This window comes from Pseudomonas sp. LF-5, from assembly GCF_037626295.1.
GTDB classification, from domain to species: domain Bacteria; phylum Pseudomonadota; class Gammaproteobacteria; order Pseudomonadales; family Pseudomonadaceae; genus Aquipseudomonas; species Aquipseudomonas monsensis.
This window is the reverse complement of the sequence record NZ_JARKMT010000008.1, coordinates 72,436-90,375: the sequence shown is the minus strand read 5'-3', so window position 1 is coordinate 90,375 and position 17,940 is coordinate 72,436. Positions and strand designations below refer to the sequence as shown.

At 61.6% G+C, this 17,940-nt stretch carries 19 protein-coding genes; 8 read left to right on the top strand and 11 right to left on the bottom strand.

Features of this window, described 5'->3' with window-relative positions:
• Positions 1-131 precede the first annotated feature (131 nt).
• Positions 132-1,019: a KPN_02809 family neutral zinc metallopeptidase gene (gene ypfJ / locus PseuLF5_RS20990; protein WP_128616124.1), complete on the top strand. Its 888-nt coding sequence runs from the start codon at positions 132-134 to the stop codon at positions 1,017-1,019.
• Positions 1,020-1,970 carry an alpha/beta fold hydrolase gene (locus tag PseuLF5_RS20985; RefSeq protein WP_123463928.1) on the top strand — a complete coding sequence of 317 codons (951 nt, stop codon included), beginning with the start codon at positions 1,020-1,022 and terminating at the stop codon, positions 1,968-1,970.
• A gap of 114 nt (positions 1,971-2,084) precedes the next feature.
• Here the strand turns inward: PseuLF5_RS20985 and PseuLF5_RS20980 are convergent, their stop codons facing one another.
• The 3 genes from PseuLF5_RS20980 to PseuLF5_RS20970 all read right to left on the bottom strand — a co-directional run bounded on the left by PseuLF5_RS20980 (position 2,085) and on the right by PseuLF5_RS20970 (position 4,219).
• Positions 2,085-2,678, bottom strand: coding sequence for an HAD family hydrolase (locus PseuLF5_RS20980; protein WP_340134690.1), 594 nt, complete (start codon positions 2,676-2,678; stop codon positions 2,085-2,087).
• Positions 2,675-3,544 (bottom strand): acyl-CoA thioesterase II, encoded by an 870-nt coding sequence (gene tesB, locus PseuLF5_RS20975; RefSeq protein ID WP_003228466.1) that lies wholly within the window; start codon positions 3,542-3,544, stop codon positions 2,675-2,677. The genes PseuLF5_RS20980 and tesB overlap by 4 nt, the downstream gene beginning before the upstream one ends.
• Positions 3,545-3,649: 105 nt before the next feature.
• Complete coding sequence (locus tag PseuLF5_RS20970) at positions 3,650-4,219, bottom strand: GNAT family N-acetyltransferase (RefSeq protein ID WP_340134687.1); 570 nt, start codon at positions 4,217-4,219, stop codon at positions 3,650-3,652.
• 83 nt (positions 4,220-4,302) lie between these two features.
• Here PseuLF5_RS20970 and PseuLF5_RS20965 point away from each other — a divergent pair, with 83 nt between their 5' ends.
• Both PseuLF5_RS20965 and PseuLF5_RS20960 read left to right on the top strand, forming a co-directional pair.
• The gene (locus PseuLF5_RS20965) at positions 4,303-5,223 is read left to right on the top strand and encodes a histone deacetylase family protein (RefSeq protein ID WP_123463922.1); all 921 of its coding nucleotides are present in this window, start codon (positions 4,303-4,305) and stop codon (positions 5,221-5,223) included.
• A gap of 280 nt (positions 5,224-5,503) precedes the next feature.
• The gene (locus PseuLF5_RS20960) at positions 5,504-6,751 is read left to right on the top strand and encodes a TIGR03862 family flavoprotein (protein WP_340134685.1); all 1,248 of its coding nucleotides are present in this window, start codon (positions 5,504-5,506) and stop codon (positions 6,749-6,751) included.
• Positions 6,752-7,032: 281 nt separating this feature from the next.
• On the opposite strand, the gene PseuLF5_RS20955 is transcribed toward PseuLF5_RS20960, so the two are convergent.
• Positions 7,033-8,373, bottom strand: a complete 1,341-nt coding sequence (locus tag PseuLF5_RS20955; protein WP_123463918.1) for a DEAD/DEAH box helicase — start codon at positions 8,371-8,373, stop codon at positions 7,033-7,035.
• Between the two features lie 65 nt (positions 8,374-8,438).
• Entirely contained in the window at positions 8,439-9,380 is a 942-nt protein-coding gene (gene yedA / locus PseuLF5_RS20950; protein WP_340134683.1) for a drug/metabolite exporter YedA, read from the bottom strand.
• Positions 9,381-9,543: 163 nt separating this feature from the next.
• On the opposite strand from yedA, the gene PseuLF5_RS20945 reads away from it, so the two are divergent.
• The gene (locus PseuLF5_RS20945; protein ID WP_340134681.1) at positions 9,544-9,996 is read left to right on the top strand and encodes an Lrp/AsnC family transcriptional regulator; all 453 of its coding nucleotides are present in this window, start codon (positions 9,544-9,546) and stop codon (positions 9,994-9,996) included.
• A 41-nt stretch (positions 9,997-10,037) separates the two neighbouring features.
• On the opposite strand, the gene PseuLF5_RS20940 is transcribed toward PseuLF5_RS20945, so the two are convergent.
• The 3 genes from PseuLF5_RS20940 to PseuLF5_RS20930 form a co-directional block, all read right to left on the bottom strand.
• Positions 10,038-10,643 (bottom strand): 3'-5' exonuclease, encoded by a 606-nt coding sequence (locus PseuLF5_RS20940; protein ID WP_222834244.1) that lies wholly within the window; start codon positions 10,641-10,643, stop codon positions 10,038-10,040.
• Positions 10,644-10,684: 41 nt separating this feature from the next.
• Positions 10,685-11,164: a LabA-like NYN domain-containing protein gene (locus PseuLF5_RS20935; protein WP_007949802.1), complete on the bottom strand. Its 480-nt coding sequence runs from the start codon at positions 11,162-11,164 to the stop codon at positions 10,685-10,687.
• Positions 11,165-11,422: 258 nt separating this feature from the next.
• Positions 11,423-12,181 carry a DUF2076 domain-containing protein gene (locus PseuLF5_RS20930; RefSeq protein ID WP_340134678.1) on the bottom strand — a complete coding sequence of 253 codons (759 nt, stop codon included), beginning with the start codon at positions 12,179-12,181 and terminating at the stop codon, positions 11,423-11,425.
• Positions 12,182-12,359: 178 nt separating this feature from the next.
• On the opposite strand from PseuLF5_RS20930, the gene PseuLF5_RS20925 reads away from it, so the two are divergent.
• The 3 genes from PseuLF5_RS20925 to PseuLF5_RS20915 all read left to right on the top strand — a co-directional run bounded on the left by PseuLF5_RS20925 (position 12,360) and on the right by PseuLF5_RS20915 (position 15,164).
• Positions 12,360-13,034, top strand: coding sequence for a YciC family protein (locus tag PseuLF5_RS20925; RefSeq protein WP_123463908.1), 675 nt, complete (start codon positions 12,360-12,362; stop codon positions 13,032-13,034).
• 75 nt (positions 13,035-13,109) lie between these two features.
• Complete coding sequence (locus PseuLF5_RS20920) at positions 13,110-14,189, top strand: endonuclease/exonuclease/phosphatase family protein (RefSeq protein WP_340134675.1); 1,080 nt, start codon at positions 13,110-13,112, stop codon at positions 14,187-14,189.
• Between the two features lie 54 nt (positions 14,190-14,243).
• Complete coding sequence (locus tag PseuLF5_RS20915) at positions 14,244-15,164, top strand: hypothetical protein (RefSeq protein ID WP_340134673.1); 921 nt, start codon at positions 14,244-14,246, stop codon at positions 15,162-15,164.
• A 52-nt stretch (positions 15,165-15,216) separates the two neighbouring features.
• Here PseuLF5_RS20915 and PseuLF5_RS20910 read toward each other — a convergent pair whose 3' ends face one another.
• Genes PseuLF5_RS20910 through PseuLF5_RS20900 form a run of 3 tightly spaced genes read right to left on the bottom strand, consistent with a single transcriptional unit; the run spans position 15,217 to position 17,841 of the window.
• Positions 15,217-16,053, bottom strand: a complete 837-nt coding sequence (locus PseuLF5_RS20910) for an ABC transporter ATP-binding protein (protein ID WP_128615970.1) — start codon at positions 16,051-16,053, stop codon at positions 15,217-15,219.
• The gene (locus PseuLF5_RS20905) at positions 16,041-16,844 is read right to left on the bottom strand and encodes an ABC transporter permease (protein WP_123463901.1); all 804 of its coding nucleotides are present in this window, start codon (positions 16,842-16,844) and stop codon (positions 16,041-16,043) included. The genes PseuLF5_RS20910 and PseuLF5_RS20905 overlap by 13 nt, the downstream gene beginning before the upstream one ends.
• A 10-nt stretch (positions 16,845-16,854) precedes the next feature.
• Positions 16,855-17,841 (bottom strand): ABC transporter substrate-binding protein, encoded by a 987-nt coding sequence (locus PseuLF5_RS20900; protein ID WP_340134671.1) that lies wholly within the window; start codon positions 17,839-17,841, stop codon positions 16,855-16,857.
• Positions 17,842-17,940 lie beyond the last annotated feature (99 nt).

The following is a 17,940-nucleotide window of genomic DNA, read 5'->3' as shown; positions in this document are numbered from 1 at the left end:
TCCACGAATAGACGGATAGCCGGACTGGCGCCACACTCACACACCAGCAACACTCAACACCACGTAACGTTCTTCACCACGAAGCGTTCATCACCCCCGAAGCTCTCCACCGGAAAAAAGAGGATTCCCACATGCTATGGAAAAAAGGCCGACGCAGTGACAACGTCGTCGATGCCCGTGGTGATGATGCCGGCGGTGGCGGCGGCATGGGTTTTGGTGGCGGCAAAGGCCTGAGCCTCGGGGCCATTCTGCTGATCGTCGGCATCGGCTGGATCACCGGTCAGGACCCGTTGCAGATCCTCGGCCAGCTTACCGGGCAAACGGGCCAGCAAACGGCACCCTCCTCACAGACCCGGCAGGCGCCTCCGGCCAATGACGAACAGGCCGAGTTCGTGCGCTCGATCCTCGGCGATACCGAAGACACCTGGGGCGCGATTTTCCAACAGGCCGGTCGGCAATATAAGGACCCGACCCTGGTGCTGTTCAGCAATCGGGTCAACTCCGCCTGCGGCCTGGCAACCTCCGCCACCGGCCCGTTCTATTGCCCGGCCGATCAGAAGGTCTATCTCGACATGGCGTTCTTCCAGGAAATGGCGCAACGCTTCAAGGCCGCCGGCGACTTCGCCCAGGCCTACGTCATCGCTCACGAAGTCGGACACCATGTGCAGACGCTTCTTGGCGTCTCGGCGAAAATTCAGACAGCCCGTCAGCAGGGCCGGCAGATGGAAGGTGCCGGCGGTTTGCTGGTGCGCCAGGAGCTGCAAGCCGACTGCCTGGCCGGAGTCTGGGCGTATAACGCGCAAAAACGTTTGAACTGGCTGGAGCCCGGCGACATCGAGGAAGCCTTGAACGCCGCCAACGCCATCGGTGATGATCGCCTGCAGCAACAGGGTCAGGGCCGTGTGGTGCCGGACTCGTTTACTCACGGTACGTCGGCGCAAAGGGTGCGCTGGTTCAAAACCGGATTCGCGCAGGGCCAGGTCGGCCAGTGCGACACCTTCGCAGCGAAAAACCTGTAAATGCATAAATGGCTTTTGGCATTACTGATCATTGGCAGCACCGCCCACGCGGCCGGCGTCGATGCCATCAGCCCCGGTCGCCTGCAACTCAAGGCCGGGGAAATGGCGGTGGGCATCGGCCCTGCGCCGGAGAAGATCGAGCGTGTGCTGATCGTCATTCATGGTCGCTTGCGCAACGCCGAGACCTATCGCAAAAGCGCCGAGCGCGCGACCGAGCTGGCGGGGCAAACCGCGCACACGCTGGTGATCGCCCCGCAGTTTCTCAACGAAAGTGATGTGGCCCTGTATTCGTTGCCCGCGACGTTGTTGCGCTGGAAGGGTAACGAGTGGATGGGCGGCGGGTTATCCACAGGCCCGAATCCGTTGAGCGCCTATGCCGCACTCGATGAAATCGTCGCCCGCCTCGCTGACCGCAAACAGTTCCCGGACGTGAAGCAGATCGTGATGTTCGGCCATTCCGGCGGCGGCCAGGTGGTGCAGCGGTATGCCCTGCTCGCCAAAGACCAGCCTGCGCTGAAGGCCAACGGCATCCGCTTGCGCTACGTGGTTGCCAATCCTTCGTCGTATGCGTATTTCAATGAACAGCGGCCGGTGGCGTTCGATCATGCCAAGTGCGTGGGCTTCAATCGCTGGAAATACGGTCTGTCAGACATGCCGGTGTACGCCGGCGGGCAAACGCCGCTGCAGCTTGAAAGCAGTTACATCAAGCGTGAAGTGACGTATCTGCTCGGCCAGCAGGACATTGATCCGCAGCATCCGGCGCTGGACAAGGGGTGCGAAGCCGAGGCGCAAGGGGCTTATCGTCTGGAGCGCGGCAAGTTGTTTTTCGGCTATCTGCTGCGGCGCCATCCGGAAGGGGTGAATCAGCGGCTGGTTGAAGTGCCCGGAGTTGGGCATAACGGCGATGGAATGTTGACCTCGCCGGAGGGGCAAAAGGCATTGTTCGAATAAGTTTTGCGCTGATTGATCTGACGCCATCGCGACCAGGCTCACGCCTACCGGGGAACGCATTCCAATTGCAGGAGTGAGCCTGCTCGCGATGAGGCCCGCTAAGCACCCAGGATTTCAGGCCAGAAGCATCCGCCGCAACTCGACACAATCCTGCGCATGCCAGTCGGTCAATTCCGGCCACGGGTTATCCGGCAGATTCACCAGCACCGTCCGCGCCCCGGCGGCCCTGCCGCAATCCAGGTCAAAGCGGTAATCACCGACCATGACCATCTCGCTGGCAGGCACTTTCCAGGCGTCTGCCAGCTTGAGCAAACCACCCGGATGCGGCTTCGGCGGCGCCTCGTCGCGACCCAGTACATCCTCCGCCGCAAAGCAGTCGGCAAGACCAATCGCCTCAAGCGTCACATGCGCCAACTCGCGCGCGTTCCGGGTGAGGATGCCGAGGCGATAACCACGCGAGTGCAGGTCGCGCACCAGTTCCACAGCGCCAGTGGCGGGGGTCGAGCCCAGCGCCAGATCACGCTCGTGCTCCAGCAACCAGGCGTGTTTGGCCGCCGCTTCATCTGCCGGCAATGCCGCAAGATGAGTGAGGATGTCGTCCTGCGGCGGAATCGCCAGCGCCACGCGGATCGCCGCAAAGTCATGCACGGCGACGGTCAGCGTGCCGTCCATGTCGAACACCCAGTGCTTCACATCGCTCAGGCTCATGCCCAGTCCTTACGGTGACGAATCAAGCCTTCCTGAGTGACCGACGCCACCAGTTGACCGGCGCGGTTGTAAACGCTGCCACGGGAAAAACCACGGGAGTTGCCGGCCCACGGACTGTCCATCGCGTAGAGCAACCAGTCATCGGCGCGCAAGTCGTTGTGGAACCACAGCGCGTGATCGAGGCTGGCGACCTGCATGTCTTTCTGCCAGACCGATTTACCGTGCGGCAGCATCGAGGTGGTCAACAGGCCGAAGTCCGAGGCGTAGGCCAGCAGGTATTTGTGCAGCGCCGGAATATCGGCCAGCGCACCGTCGGCGCGGAACCACACGTATTTCACCGGATCGGCCGGCTGCGGGTTGTACGGGTCTTTTTCGGTGACCGGGCGCACTTCGATCGGTTTCGGGCACAGCAGTTTTTCGCGCATGTGTTCCGGAATCAGGTGTGCGCGCTGTTGGGTCAGTTCCAGCTCCGACGGCAGGTTCTCCGGGCCGACCACCACCGGCATCTGGCTCTGGTGCTCGAAGCCTGCTTCGTCGTACTGAAACGAGGCGCTGCAGGTGAAGATCGGATGGCCCTTCTGGATCGCGGTCACCCGGCGAGTGCTGAAGCTGCCGCCATCGCGCACGCGATCAACCGAATACACCACCGGCAACTTGGCATCGCCCGGACGCAGGAAGTAGCCGTGCATCGAATGCACGTGACGCGCCTCTTCAACGGTCTGACTGGCCGCCGACAGCGACTGACCGAGTACCTGACCCCCGAACAACTGACGGAAACCCAGATCCTGGCTACGGCCGCGGAACAGGTTTTCTTCGATCGGTTCCAGGGTCAGCAAGTCGACCAGATCTTCCAACACTTGGCTCATTCAGACTCTCCTCACACAAAGCTATGCCGCGCAGTCTTGGCTGCGGCGGGCAATTCAGGTTCTGGCGCGAGCCACTGTCGCGCCATTGTAAACGTCCGTGTCGGCTTAGCCACGCAAGGTCTGCAGCCATTGCTCCCGGGTGATGCGATACAGCACATGTCGTCGTAGCGGATGATCGGCGGCAAGTTTGGGGTGATCGAAATCATCCTCCGGCGCGTGATGCATGCCGATTGCCTGCATGACCTTCTCCGAGGGCAGATTGGATTGCGCGGTGAAAGACACGATCTCTTTCAGCGCCAGCCGGTCAAAGCCGCAGCGCAGAGCCGTCCACGCCGCCTCACTGGCATAACCCAGCCCCCAGTGCTCCTTGGCCAGCCGCCAGCCGATTTCCACCGCAGGCGTAAACGGCGCATCGAAACCGACCACACCGAGCCCGGTGAAACCGATGAATTCGCCGCTGTCCTTGCGCTCCAGCGCCCACAAGCCAAAACCGTGCTCGGCAAAATGCCCGCGCACGCGGCCTATCAGTGCCGCACTTTCCAGACGGCTCAGCGCTGCCGGAAAATAACGCATCACTTGCGGATCGGCACACATCGCCGCAAATGCCGGCAAATCTTCGTCCTGCCACTGTCGCATCAGCAGGCGTGCGCTTTGCAGTTCCAGTATCGGCTCCATCGTGCCCCTCCGTTTCCATGCCGCAAGTCTACATCGCTGGTAGGATCCTTCACTCTTACAAACGTTTCCTACATGAAATCGCCATGCCACTGCCGCTGATCTACCACGACGACTACAGCCCCGAATTCCCGGCGGACCACCGCTTCCCGATGGACAAGTTTCGGCTGCTGCGCGATCACCTCGTCGACAGTGGCCTGACCCGCGACGCCGATCTGCTGCGCCCGCAGATCTGCCCCAACGACATCCTCGCCCTCGCCCATGACCGTCGCTATATCGAACGCTACATGAGCGGCGAGTTGTCCCGCGAAGACCAGCGGCGTCTTGGCCTGCCGTGGAACGAAGCCCTGGCGCGACGCACCGTGCGTGCGGTGGGCGGCTCGATTCTGGCGGCGGAGAAAGCCCTGGAACATGGCCTGGCCTGTCACCTGGCCGGCGGCACCCATCACGCCCATTACGATTACCCGGCCGGTTTCTGCATCTTCAATGACCTGGCGATCATCAGTCATTACCTGCTGCAAAGCGGTCGGGTCAATCGCGTGCTGATCTTTGACTGCGACGTGCACCAGGGCGATGGCACCGCGCGGATTCTCCACGACACGCCGGAGGCGATTACCGTTTCCCTGCACTGCGAGAAGAACTTTCCTGCACGCAAGGCCGAAAGCGATTGGGACATTCCGCTGCCCAAAGGCATGGGCGATGCCGACTATCTGCAGGTTGTGGATGACGCACTCAACTATCTGCTGCCGCTGTACCAACCGGACCTGGTGCTGTACGACGCCGGCGTCGACGTGCACAAGGACGATGCCCTCGGATACCTGCAACTGACCGACGAAGGGGTCGCCGCCCGCGATGAACGCGTGATGCGCCATTGCCTGGGTCGCGACATCCCGGTGGTCGGTGTGATTGGCGGCGGTTACAGCAAGGATCGACACGCCCTCGCCCGCCGCCACGGCATCCTGCATCACAGCGCGCAACGAGTCTGGCAGTCACACGGCTGTCATTGAGTTGTGCTGCGTTACCCACAATGGCTGTGGAACGGCCTGTGGATAACCTGAGTGAAAGGGACTACAGACCACAGCAAGCATGGCTTACAGCGCGCTGGTTGTTTTTTGACCAACATCTTGAACTACCCCAAATCCTTTCAGGAGTGAGCCTGCTCGCGATCGCGTCAGCCCCTTCAACTCAGAGTCGACTGATCCACCGCTATCGCGAGCAGGCTCACTCCTACAAGGGATCTGCGCTGTTAGAATGCGCGCCTTATCCCGCCATACCGCAGCGCACGCCATGACCCAGACTTCTGCCCGCCTCCCCGCTCACGTCGCCATCATCGGCGGTGGCCCTGCCGGCCTGATGGCCGCCGAAGTGCTGAGCCAGGCCGGCGTGCGTGTCGATCTGTACGACGGCATGCCCTCGGTCGGTCGCAAGTTCCTGCTGGCCGGGGTCGGTGGCATGAACATCACCCATTCCGAAGCCTACCCGGCGTTTCTCTCGCGCTATGCCGAACGCGCACCGCAGATTGCGCCGTTGCTGCGCGCCTTCGACGCCGATGCGTTGTGCCGCTGGATTCATGAACTGGGCATCGAAACCTTCATCGGCAGCTCCGGCCGGGTGTTCCCCACTGACATGAAAGCCGCGCCATTGCTGCGCGCCTGGCTCAAACGCCTGCGCGACAGCGGCGTGGTTATCCACACCCGCCACCGCTGGCTCGGCTGGGATGCGCAAGGCGCACTGCGTATCGCCAGTCCCGAAGGCGAAATCACCGTCAAAACCGATGCGACCCTGCTCGCCCTCGGCGGCGGCAGTTGGTCGCGGCTCGGTTCGGATGGCGCGTGGATGCTGCCCTTGGAGCAAAAAGGCGTAGGACTGGCGCCGTTGCAGCCGAGCAATTGTGGCTTCGAGGTGCAGGCCTGGAGCGAATTGCTTGTCAGCAAATTCGCCGGCGCACCGCTGAAAAACGTCGCCATCGGTTTGAACGACGACATCCCGCGCCTGGGAGAATGCGTGATCACTGCGACGGGCGTTGAAGGCAGCCTGATCTACGCGCTGTCAGCCCCCATTCGTGAGGCGATCAACGCGCAGGGTGCTGCGACTGTGCACATTGATCTGCTGCCGGGCCGGCCTGTGGATAAATTGCAGGCGGCCTTGAGCAAGCCGCGCGGTTCGCGCTCGATGGCCAAACATCTGCACAGTCAGGTCGGGATCGACGGGGTAAAAGCGGCGTTGTTGCGTGAACTGACTGACGCCGCCACCTTTGCCGATCCGGCGCTGCTGGCCCGGGCGATCAAGGCATTGCCGCTGACTTTGGTGAAACCCCGTCCGCTGGACGAAGCGATCAGCAGCGCCGGTGGCGTGACGTTCGAGGCGCTGGATGAGCGATTGATGCTCAAGGCGTTGCCGGGGGTGTTTTGCGCGGGGGAGATGCTCGATTGGGAAGCGCCGACGGGCGGCTATCTGCTGACGGGGTGTTTTGCCAGCGGGCGGGCTGCGGGGTTGGGGGTCGTGCAGTGGCTCAAGTCCGAGGCGTCTGCCTGAACCCTCACCCCAGCCCTCTCCCAGAGGGAGAGGGGGCCGACCGAGGTGTCCGGCGCCATACATCAACCTGAAACACCGAGTCGATTATGGATTCGGCAAAGCTCTTTCAGGTCGGCACAACATTAACGCATCCCCCAATCAGCCCCCTCACCCTCATCAACCTGAAACACCGAGTCGATTATGAATTCGGCAAAGCTCTTTCAGGTCGGCACAACATTAACGCATCCCCCAATCAGTCCCCTCTCCCTCCGGGAGAGGGTTAGGGTGAGGGGCTTTTGACTTTAAGGTTTACGCTTACGAGGTCCGGTGTTAAACACCGGCACTTTACGCACAGGCTTGATCGAAGGCTCCGGCGCCGACGTCTCACCGCTGTCGACCCACTTGCCGAGATTACGCTTGCCGCCACCGCCGCCGGACGCCTTCGGCTTTTTCGGTTTCTTCGGCTTCTTGATCACCTGACCGCTGGCATCGGTGTCCGGCACGCGGTGTTCCGGTTCGAAGTCCGGCTCGTTCTGACGCTTCAACGTCTGACGCGTGAGCATCTCGATCGCCGACAGCAGGTTCACTTCATCGGCACACACCAGCGAAATCGCCTCGCCAGTCGAACCCGCACGACCGGTGCGACCGATACGGTGGATGTAATCCTCGGCCACGATCGGCAGATCGAAGTTGACCACCAGCGGCAAGTCTTCGATGTCCAGACCACGGGCAGCCACGTCGGTCGCCACCAGGATCTGCACTTCACTGAGTTTGAAACGGTCCAGCGCACGCTGACGGGTGGCCTGCGGCTTGTCGCCATGGATACCGTCGGCGTTGACACCGAGGCCCTGGAGTTTTTCCACCAGCGCGTCCACACCATTGCGGGTCTTGGCAAACACCAGCACCTGCTTCCACTTGTTCTTGCGCATCAGGTGCACGAACAGTTCCGGCTTGCGTTTCTTGTCCACCGTCACCACCCACTGCTTGACGGTGTTGGCCGCGACGTTGCGCGGGCTGACTTCGATGCTCAGCGGATCGTTGAGCATCTGTCCGGCCAGCAGACGGATGTCATCGGAGAAAGTCGCGGAGAACAGCAACGTCTGGCGCTTCTTCGGCAGCATGCGGTAAATATTCGCCAGTTCTTCGGAGAAGCCCAGATCGAGCATGCGGTCGGCTTCATCCAGCACCAGGGTTTGCAACTGATCGAGTTTCAACGCGTTCTGGCGGAACAGGTCGATCAGACGACCAGGCGTGGCGACAAGCACGTCAACGCCGCCGCGCAGCTTCATCATCTGCGGGTTGATGCTGACGCCGCCGTACACCGCATAAGTGCGCAATGGCAGATTTTCAGCGTATTGGCGCACCGACTCATGAACCTGCTCCGCCAGCTCGCGGGTCGGCACCAGAATCAGTGCACGAGCCGAATTAGCGGCCACTTTCGGTCCTTCCATGGCCAGCAACTGCAGCAGCGGCAAGGCGAAACCGGCGGTCTTGCCGGTGCCGGTCTGGGCCGCAGCCATCAGGTCGCGACCAGCCAGCACGGCCGGAATGGCTTGCGCCTGAACCGGCGTCGGGGTCTGGTAGCCGAGCGTCTCGAGGGAGCGCAGCAAGGGTTCGATCAGGCCAAGGGTGGCGAAAGTCATGGGAATACCGTAGGAAAATTCAGCGCAGTTGTGCGACACGAGTGTGCAATGGCGCGCAGTTTACCCTAATTCACGCGCTGTTCTGCTGGCACGGCTGTCTTCGGCGGCTGCGCGACGAGCGGCTGCGCCGGCCGCCGCCACTGCGGCAGACCGATCAGCACCACGGCGCTGATGATCACCAGCATCGCCAGCGCTTCTTCAATGCCAATGGTCTCGCCGACGAACACGATCCCCAGCAACACCGCCACCGCCGGGTTGACGTAGGCATAACTGGTGGCCGCCGCCGGACGCACATGCTTGAGCAAGTACATGTAGGAATTGAAGGCGATGATCGAGCCGAAGAAAATCAGATACGCCAGCGCCAGCCAGCCTTCGAGAGGCGGCACGGCTTGCAGGTGCTCGCCACTCGCCGCGCTGCCGATCAGCAGCACCACGCCACCCACCAGCATCTCCACGGCACTGGCCATCGCGCCTTGAGGCAGCGGCAGGTGTTTGCTCCACACCGAGCCAAAGGCCCAGGTCGCCGCCGCGAAAATCAACAGCGCCGCGCCCATCGGACTCGATTGCAGGTTGGAGCCCATGTTGAGCATGGCGATGCCGACAATCCCCAGCGCCACCCCGGCCCACTCCAGGCGAGTATTGCGCGCCCCCCAGAAATAGCCACAGAGCAACGTGAACAAGGGCACCGTCGCCACCGCCAGTGCCGCCACACCGGACGCCACCCCGCTATGTTCGGCCACACTCACCGCACCGTTACCGAAGCTGAGCAGCAAAATCCCGATGATCCCCGCGGCTTTCCACTGCGCCCAGGTCGGCGCCGGCGCCCCGCGCCAGCGCAGGAAGGCGTACATCAGGCTGCCGGCAATCACGAACCGCACGCCACCGAGCATCAGCGGTGGCCAGTATTCAACGCCGAGACGGATCACCAGATAGGTCGATCCCCAAATCACATAGAGCGCAAAGAACGCGGCGATCAACGGCAAGGAAAAACGGCGCAAGGCAGGCATGGGCAACTCGAAAGTCAGCGTCAGGGGATGGATTATTCTAGAAAGGCACGCAGGCAAAAATAAGCTACAAAACCTGTTTATCGCGCCGGTACACTTTTGAAAGAACGGAGATCTACGGGATAAACCGTGATTTCGAAAGTCTGGCAATTTAAGGAGTCCGGCCTTGGACAGATACGACCGCATGCTGCTCAGCGCCCTGTTGGAAAACGGTCGGGCGTCCTACGCCGAACTGGCGCGCAAAGTGAACCTCTCGCCGCCGGCGGTGGCCGAGCGTGTGGCCAAGCTTGAGGCGGCCGGAGTGATCACTGGGTATCAGGCGAACATCGACCTGTCGAAAATCGGCTTGCCGATCCAGTGCATGATCGAATTGCGCCTGCACCAGAACGGCAGTCAGAAGGTCTACGACGAACTGGTGAAAATCCCGCAACTGACCGAGTGTTTTCGAGTGACCGGCGATCCGTGCGTGATGATGAAGGCCGCGGTGGGTTCGATGACGGAGCTGGAGGAGTTGATCAACCGGGTGGCGAAGTTCGGCTTCAGCAAGACTTCGATTGTGTTGTCGAGCGCGATCGAGAAGCGCGTGCCACTCGGCCACATCGACAGCAACGGTAAATAGCTCGGGCCAACTCCTACAAGGATTTTGTGTTGGGCTCTGCCTCAGCGGTAGCGTTGCAAGTGCTCGCTGACTTTGGCAGCCGGGACTTTCTGCAATTTGCACAGCAGGTCGTGGTTCAACTCACGCACGCCATGCTTGTGCCGCAGTTCTTCAGCCAGATGCGCCATCAGGTTCGCCGCCATCTCGGCATCCGCCATCGCCCTGTGCGCCTGACCGGTGTGCGGCAGGCGGGCGAAGGTGGTCAGGGTGCCGAGTTTGTGATTTGGCGCTGCCGGCATCAGGCGCCGGGCCAGCAACAGCGAGCAGGCAAAGTTCTGCAGACGGGTACGTTTGATCCGCCCCAGTTCGAAGTCCCAGAACTTCTGGTCGAACGAGGCGTTGTGTGCGACCAGCGGCGTGCAGCCGACGAACTCGTTGACCTCTTCCATGACCCTTTCCGCCGAGGGCGCGTTGCGCAGCATGGCGTTGCTGATGCCGGTCAGTTGTTCGATGAAGGCCGGGACGCGCACGCCGGCGTTCATCAGGCTCTGGTAACGCTCGACGATGCGCCCGTTTTCCAGCATGACCACGGCGATTTCCGTGGCGCGACAGCTGCTGTTCGGCGACAGGCCGGTGGTTTCAAAGTCGATGACTGCAATGCGTTCCAAACCGGGTTGTACTCCGTTCAAATCAATTCTTCAGTAGCGGCTCAGTTCTTCAACAACAGCGCGCCTTCGATCGGCACGTAACGGCTGGCGGCGCGGATCAGCGAGTTGGCCGTCAGGCCGGGCACACCATAGGCGACCGCTTGCACGCCATGCTTGCTGATGATGCGTTCGAGCAGCATGTCGAAATCGCCATCACCCGAGGCCAGGACGATTTCGTCGACGTGGTCGGCGGCGTCCATGATGTCGAGGGTGATGCCCACGTCCCAGTCGCCCTTGGCCGAGCCGTCGCTGCGCTGGATGTAGGGCTTGAGCTTCACGGTGAAACCGAGGTTGCGCAGGATCTGCTGGAACTGCTGCTGCTTGCTGTCGCCACGGTCGATCGCGTAGGCATAGGCTTCGACGATCTGCCCGTCCTTGCTGATGTCCGCCCACAATGCGGCGTAGTTGAAGTGGCAACCATAGGCCTGACGCACGGTGTAGTAGAGGTTCTGCACGTCGGCGAACACTGCGATTTTTTTCACCGGGATTCCTGTGGGCGCATAGCGCACGAAGCGGGATCAGGCGCCGGGCCCGAAAAAGGCGCTCAGTATGCCAGCCAAGAGGAATGTTCAGCGAATAATCACCCACAGGCGCCATGGTGCTACTGACGAGCGGTGAATGTGGCGAGGGGATTCATCCCCGTTGGACTGCACAGCAGGCCCAAGAAACCGGGGCCGCTACGCTGCCCAACGGGGATGAATCCCCTCGCCACAGTTCGATGTCAACCTGCAAGGTTTGGGTCAGACGAACGAATCATCGTCATCGAAGAACGACGAGTTGTCGTCGCTGTAGTCGGTGTCGGTGAACCCGCCCTGGTCAGTGCCCGAGAAGCCGTTATCGGCCACACGCTGGTCATCATTCCAGCCATTGTTGCTATGGTCAGCCACTTGCGCCGGCTCTTCCTTGATCACTTCAACGATTTCTTCGGGCTGCTGGTTGTGATGGAACAGGCTGCTGATGCCCTGCGCCAGCATCACACCGCCGGCCACGCCGGCAGCGGTTTTCAGCGCGCCACCGAGGAAACTGCTGCCCGCTGCTGCCGGGGCGGCTGGCTGCGCGTAATTAGGCGGTGGCGCGGCATAGTTCTGTTGTGGCGGTGCTGCACCAAAATTCTGCTGCGGTGCCGGCTCACGCCAGCCGCCCGTCGAGGCCGGAGCACTTGGGGTCGGTGCCGGACGCGGGCTGCCGCCGAAGATGCTGGACAGGAACCCGCCGCCACCGCTTGGCGCGGGGGCCGCGCTTTGCGTCTTGGCTGCTTGCAGCTCAGCCTGCAATTGCTGGACTTGTTGGGTCAGTTGCTTGTTCTGCTCGTCGAGGCTCTTGAGCGCCGCCTCTTGCACCAGAATCGCCTGGGTCATGAAATAACCTGCCGCTGGCTGGCGGGTCAGGTGTTCCTTGATCCGCGCCTCGGCCTGGGCGTCGCGCGGGGCTGCCTCCGTTTCGGCTTGTTGCAGCCGGGAAAACAGTCCATCGATCAGGGTTTGCTCTTCGCTGTTCATGGCGACCTCGTAGATTGCCGGGGATAACGTTGCCCTCGCCCACTGTGGGCGAAGTGCTCTCCCGTAATGGAGACAGTGACAGGATGTTTCAATGACCTTTACCGAATGTTTACGTTTGTGCCGCACCCGCCATCATCGGTTAAAGTGAGCCACTGTTTTTGACCTGCGATACCGACTGATGAATGCCTTCGAAGTACTGCGCGACTCCCTGTATTTTTTCAAACGTCATTTGGGCAGCATCGTGCAGTTGTGCCTGCCGCTGGTGATTTTCGAAGCGGTTCTGCAACAGGTCGTCGATCACGCCACCGGCCCGGACAATTTCTCGGCGATCAACGTCATTGTCGGTCTGTTGGTCTATCCGCTGTACACCGCCGCCCTGATTCTGTTTCTCGATGCACGCAGCCGTGGCGAGGCGCCGCGCAACCGGGATCTGCTGGCGATGGCCGCGACCCTCTGGCCGCGCTTCGCCGTGCTGACCGCGTTGAACACGCTGCTGATTCTGTTGGGCCTGTCGCTGTATTTCCTGCCAGGCCTGATCCTGATGGTCATGCTCGCGTTCGGTGAATACCTGCTGGTCCTGCGCGGCCTGGGGCCGTTGCAGGCCATGAAGGAAAGCCTGCGCCTGACCCGTGGGCACTTCTGGCGAATCCTGCTGTGCATCCTGTGCGTGATGACGCCACTGTGGCTGCTCAAGGGCGCGACGCTGGCGGTGTATCCCGAGCCGCAGAATCCGCTGATCGCCGTGTTGATCGACAGCGCTCACAGCTTCCTGCAACTGTTCACCAGCGTGGTGCTGTTTCGCCTGTTCATGCTGATCAGTGAATTGCCTGACAAACGTGACGGGGCGGTCTGACCGCTCTGCGCTTGGGCTTCGAGGCTGCCGTCAGGTATGCTCGGGGCCACTTTCTGTAACGCTATAAGCCGAGCCATGACCCGTCTGCTGCGCTACACCCTGTTCTTTGTGTTGCTCGCCCTCGCGCTGGCCGCCGCACTGATGTTCAGCCTGACCTGGCGCCCCGACGCCCGGGAAACCCTGCCGGTCAGCTGCACCACCAGTGCGCCGACGCTGGTGCCCGGCCAGGCCCTGAAAGTCATGACGTGGAACGTTCAGTACCTGGCCGGCAAGCGCTACGTGTTCTGGAATGATCTGGCCCAGGGCGACGATGATGCGCCGACCCTGGAAGACATGGCGTTCAGCCTCGATGAAGTGGCGCGGGTGATCCGCGATGAGCAGCCCGATGTGGTGCTGCTGCAGGAACTGGATGACGGCGCCAAGGCCAGCGATTATCAGGATCAGCTCAAGCTGTTGCAGGAGCGGGTTGCCGACCTGTATCCATGCAGCACCAGCGCCTTCGACTGGAAGGCCGATTTCGTGCCTGACCGGCACATTTTCGGCAGCGTCGGCCGACAACTGGCAACCCTGAGCCGCTACCGCATCGAACACGCCGAACGCCTGCAATTGCCGGTCACCGAGGCCAACTTCATCAGCCGCCAGTTCCAGCCCAAAGACGCGCTGCTCGTCACCCGACTGCCCCTGAGCGATGGCGGACAACTGACCGTGTTCAATACCCATCTGGAACGTGCCAGCCAACCGGATGACACCTTGCAGACCCAGGTGACGGCCGTGGCCAAGGTGCTCGACAAGTATGAAAGCCAGGGCCTGGCGTGGCTGATCGGCGGCGACTTCAACCTGTTGCCCCTCGGCCAATACCGGCGCTTGCCGGCGGAGCAGCGCACGCCCTACTCCGCCGACAGCGAACTGCACCTGCTGTGGGACAAATACCCGATGATCCCGACCAACAACGAGGCCAGCGGCATCGACCGCGCGCAATGGCTGACCCACTATCCCAACGACCCGGGCCTGAATGGCCCGGACCGCACGGTCGACTATCTGTTTTACAGCCCGAAAATCAAACGGGTCGAAGCAAGGGTGCGCCAGGACGATACGTTGCGCATCTCCGATCATCTGCCGGTGATTGCGCGCTTCCTGCTGCCTGCCACGCCCTAGTGGCGACCAACGCGCCCTCTGCTTCAGCTCACGCATTCACGACACGGAACGCCCATGAAAATCTTACTGGTGTGCAAGGACATCGGCGGTTACGCCGGCAAACTGGCCGACTACCTGATGACCGAGCACGACGTGTGTTTCATCGACACCTCGTCACTGTCCAACCGCTTTGACCGGGCACCAAAGATCCTGCGCCGCCCGCTCAAGCGCTGGGCCCAGTTGCGTCAGTTCAAAAAAGCCCTCGGCAAGGCTGCGCGCTTTGACGTTGCGCTGATCATCAACCCGGCGCAAATCGATCCGCAGCAATTGGCCGCCGGCCTGAATGTGGCCGACCGCAAGATCGCCTACCTCTACGACAGTTTCAGCCGCTGGCCAATGACCCGCGAAGCACTGGCCGGTTATGACGAGGTGTTTTCGTTCGATCCGGGGAATGCCCAGAGTTACGGCCTGAAAAAGCACTACAACTTCATTTACGAGGACTACGTCGCGGACGGTGCGCCCGGCGACTATTCGGCGTTCGTGGTGATGGCCGGCAAGGATCGAGTGCCGGCCCTGGAAGGGCTGGCGCGGGAGTTCGATCGACTCGGCGTCACCGATTACAAGTTTCTGGTGCAGTGCAAACCGATCCCCGGTGCGCACCCGGGCATCACCTTTTTCGAGCAACGTATGTCGCTGGAATCCGTGGGGGAGCTGGTAAAGCGCTCGCGGATCATTCTGGACATCGCCAAACCCGGCCAGGCCGGCTTGAGCTTCCGTTTCTTCGAAGCCATGGCCTCGCGCAAAAAAGTCATCACCACCAACCGCAGCGTGGTCGATTACGACTTCTACAATCCGGCCAACATCCTGGTGATCGACGAGGCCAACCCGGTGATTCCCGAGCGTTTCATCACCGATCCGTATGTCGATGTGCCCGAGACCATCTACCAGAAATACACATTGCAGGGCTGGGTCAAAACGGTTTTCGCATTCGCGTAATCGGCCCCCTGTGGGAGCTAGCTGCTCCCACAGGGACGGGATGCCTCGCGTTTCAGTGGACCTCTTCCAGATCGTCATGCAGCAGCCCGAAGATCTGCCGCTTCATGTCGATGAACGAGCGCTCCATGACCATGTCCAGCGAACGCGGGCGTTCGATCGGCACATCGAGGATCTGTTTGATCCGCCCCGGTTTGGCCCCCATCACGTACACCCGGTCGCCGAGCAGAATCGCCTCGTCGATGTCATGCGTGACGAACAGCACGGTCTTCTTGCTGTTGCCCCAGACCCGCAGCAACAGTTGCTGCATCTGCAGACGGGTCTGGCTGTCGAGGGCGCCGAACGGCTCGTCCATCAGCAGGATCTGCGGATCGTTGGCCAGCGCCCGGGCGATCGCCACCCGCTGCATCATGCCGCCCGACAGCTGCTTGGCGTAGTTGTCGGCGAACCCGCTCAGGCCGACCTCGTTGACGTAGTAATCGACAATCTCCTTGCGCCGCGCCGCCGGCACACCGCGCCGCTTGAGGCCGAACTCGACGTTCTGGCGCACCGTCAGCCACGGAAACAGCGTGTAGCTCTGGAACACCATGCCGCGATCTGCGCCGGGGCCCTGCACTTGCTGACCGCCGACGTAGATCTCACCGGACGTCGGCTCGGCCAGACCGGCGGTCAGGTACAACAGACTCGACTTGCCACACCCCGACGGCCCGACCAGCACGGCGAACTGCTGATCCGGCACCTCGAACGACACTGCCTCAAGCGCAGTGAACGTGCCGCCACCAGGCTTGCTGTAGCGCAGGCTGACTTTGTCCACCTGCAAGCGCGGCGCCGCTTGCGCCGGGCTCGCGACCGGTTCGATAAAACGATGATTGGCAGCAGTCACTGAGCCCATGCGGCAACCCTCAAGCGGAGAAAACGGAACAGTTGATCGGTGACCAGCCCCAGCAGGCCGATGATCGCGATGGCGAGGAAAATCACGTCGACCTGAAAACCGCGCATGGCCTTCAGACTCAGATAGCCCAACCCACTGGAAGCGGCGACCAGTTCAGCCACCACCAGGTAAGTCCAGGCCCAGCCCATGGTCACGCGCAAGGTATCGAGCACGCCGGGCACCGATGCCGGCGCGATGACGTGCAGCACCGCGTCGCGGCGATTGGAACCGAGGGTGTACGAAGCGTTGATCAGGTCCTTGGAAATGCCTTTGGACACGTCCGCGATCATCACCAGTTGCTGAAAGAACACACCGAAGATGATCACCGACACCCGCTGCTCCAGACCGATGCCGATCCACAGGATGAACAGCGGCACGAACGAAGTCACCGGCAGGTAACGAATGAAGTTGACCATCGGTTCGAGGAACGCCTGGACGATGCGGAAGCTGCCCATCAGTAACCCCAGCGGCACCGCCACCAGCGACGACAGAATGAAGCCGACCATCACCACTTCGACACTGGCCCACACGTGGGTGCCGAGGGTGCCGTCACGGCTCAGGCGCACAGCCGCTTCCACCACTGCCCCCGGCGTCGGCAAGAACATGCCCGGGACGATACCGCCGTAGGACAACCCGGCCCACAGACCGATCAACAACACCCAGGCCAGCCCGCTGGCGCTCCACACCACCGGCACCGGCAAACCGGTCTTCGGCGTGAGGCAGCGGCTCAGCCACGAATTGCGCTTGAACATTGCAGACCTCCTAGAGCGGGCTGACAAAACGGTTGTCGACCAGATCGTCGTTGCTGACGTTGTAAGGTTTACCCTGCAATTCGCTGGCGGTTTCGTTGGCCAGTTTGATCAGCGCTGCGCTGTCGCCCGGCTTGCCCGGTGCGCCGAGCAATTTCTCGCTCATCGCCTGATCGTAGAAACGTACACCTTGGGCAGCGGCGGCCAGTTCCTTGGGATCGGACAGATAACCACCGACACCTTTGGCCATGATCCTGTAAGCGTCTTCGGGATGATCTTTGGTGTATTGCACCGCCTTGTACAAACCTGCCACCAGCGCTTTGACGTCTTGCGGCTGTTTCTCGATGACGCTGCAGTTCAGCGCCACCACATCGACGATTACGCCGGGGGTACTGCTGCTGTCGATCAGCACCTTGCCCTGCTGTTTGTCGCGGACCATCGACAGGTGTGGTTCCCAGGTTACGGCGGCGGGCACCCGCCCGGCGATGAACGCGGTGGCGGCATCGTCCGCGGTCATGTTCTGCACGGTGATGTCGCTCATTTTCATACCGTTCTTTTTCAGCAGGTACGAGAGCCAGAACTGCGAGGTCGAGCCTTCGTTGACGGCCACGGCCTGGCCCTTGAGTTCCTGCAGGGATTTGACGTCCTTGCCGACCAGCACGCCATCGCCACCGTGGCTGTCATCCAGCGCCGCAACGGCCTTGAAGCAGAACTGCGGGCGGTACTTGAGCACCTCGTCAATGGTCGAGGCGGAGCCGGACAACTGCCCGGATGCCTGGGCGGCCATGTACATCGAGGCTTCTTCGACCACTGGCAATTCGACGGTCAGACCGTTCTCCTTGAAGTAGCCCAGATCCCGCGCCAGGTAGAGCGTGCCGTAGCCGACCCACGTGGTGTGGCCAATGGACAAGGTGCCGGCGTGGGCGCTGGTCGCGACCGTGGCGGCCAGGGCGGTGATCACCAGAGGATGAGTGAGACGGATACACAAGGACTTGATCATGGAGCACTCCCGACGCTGTTGATTTAGTTTTGTCATGGGCAGTACGGCCAGCGCCAAAGATGCCAATGCACGCTGCGGTCTCTGCTGGACTCTGGCGTG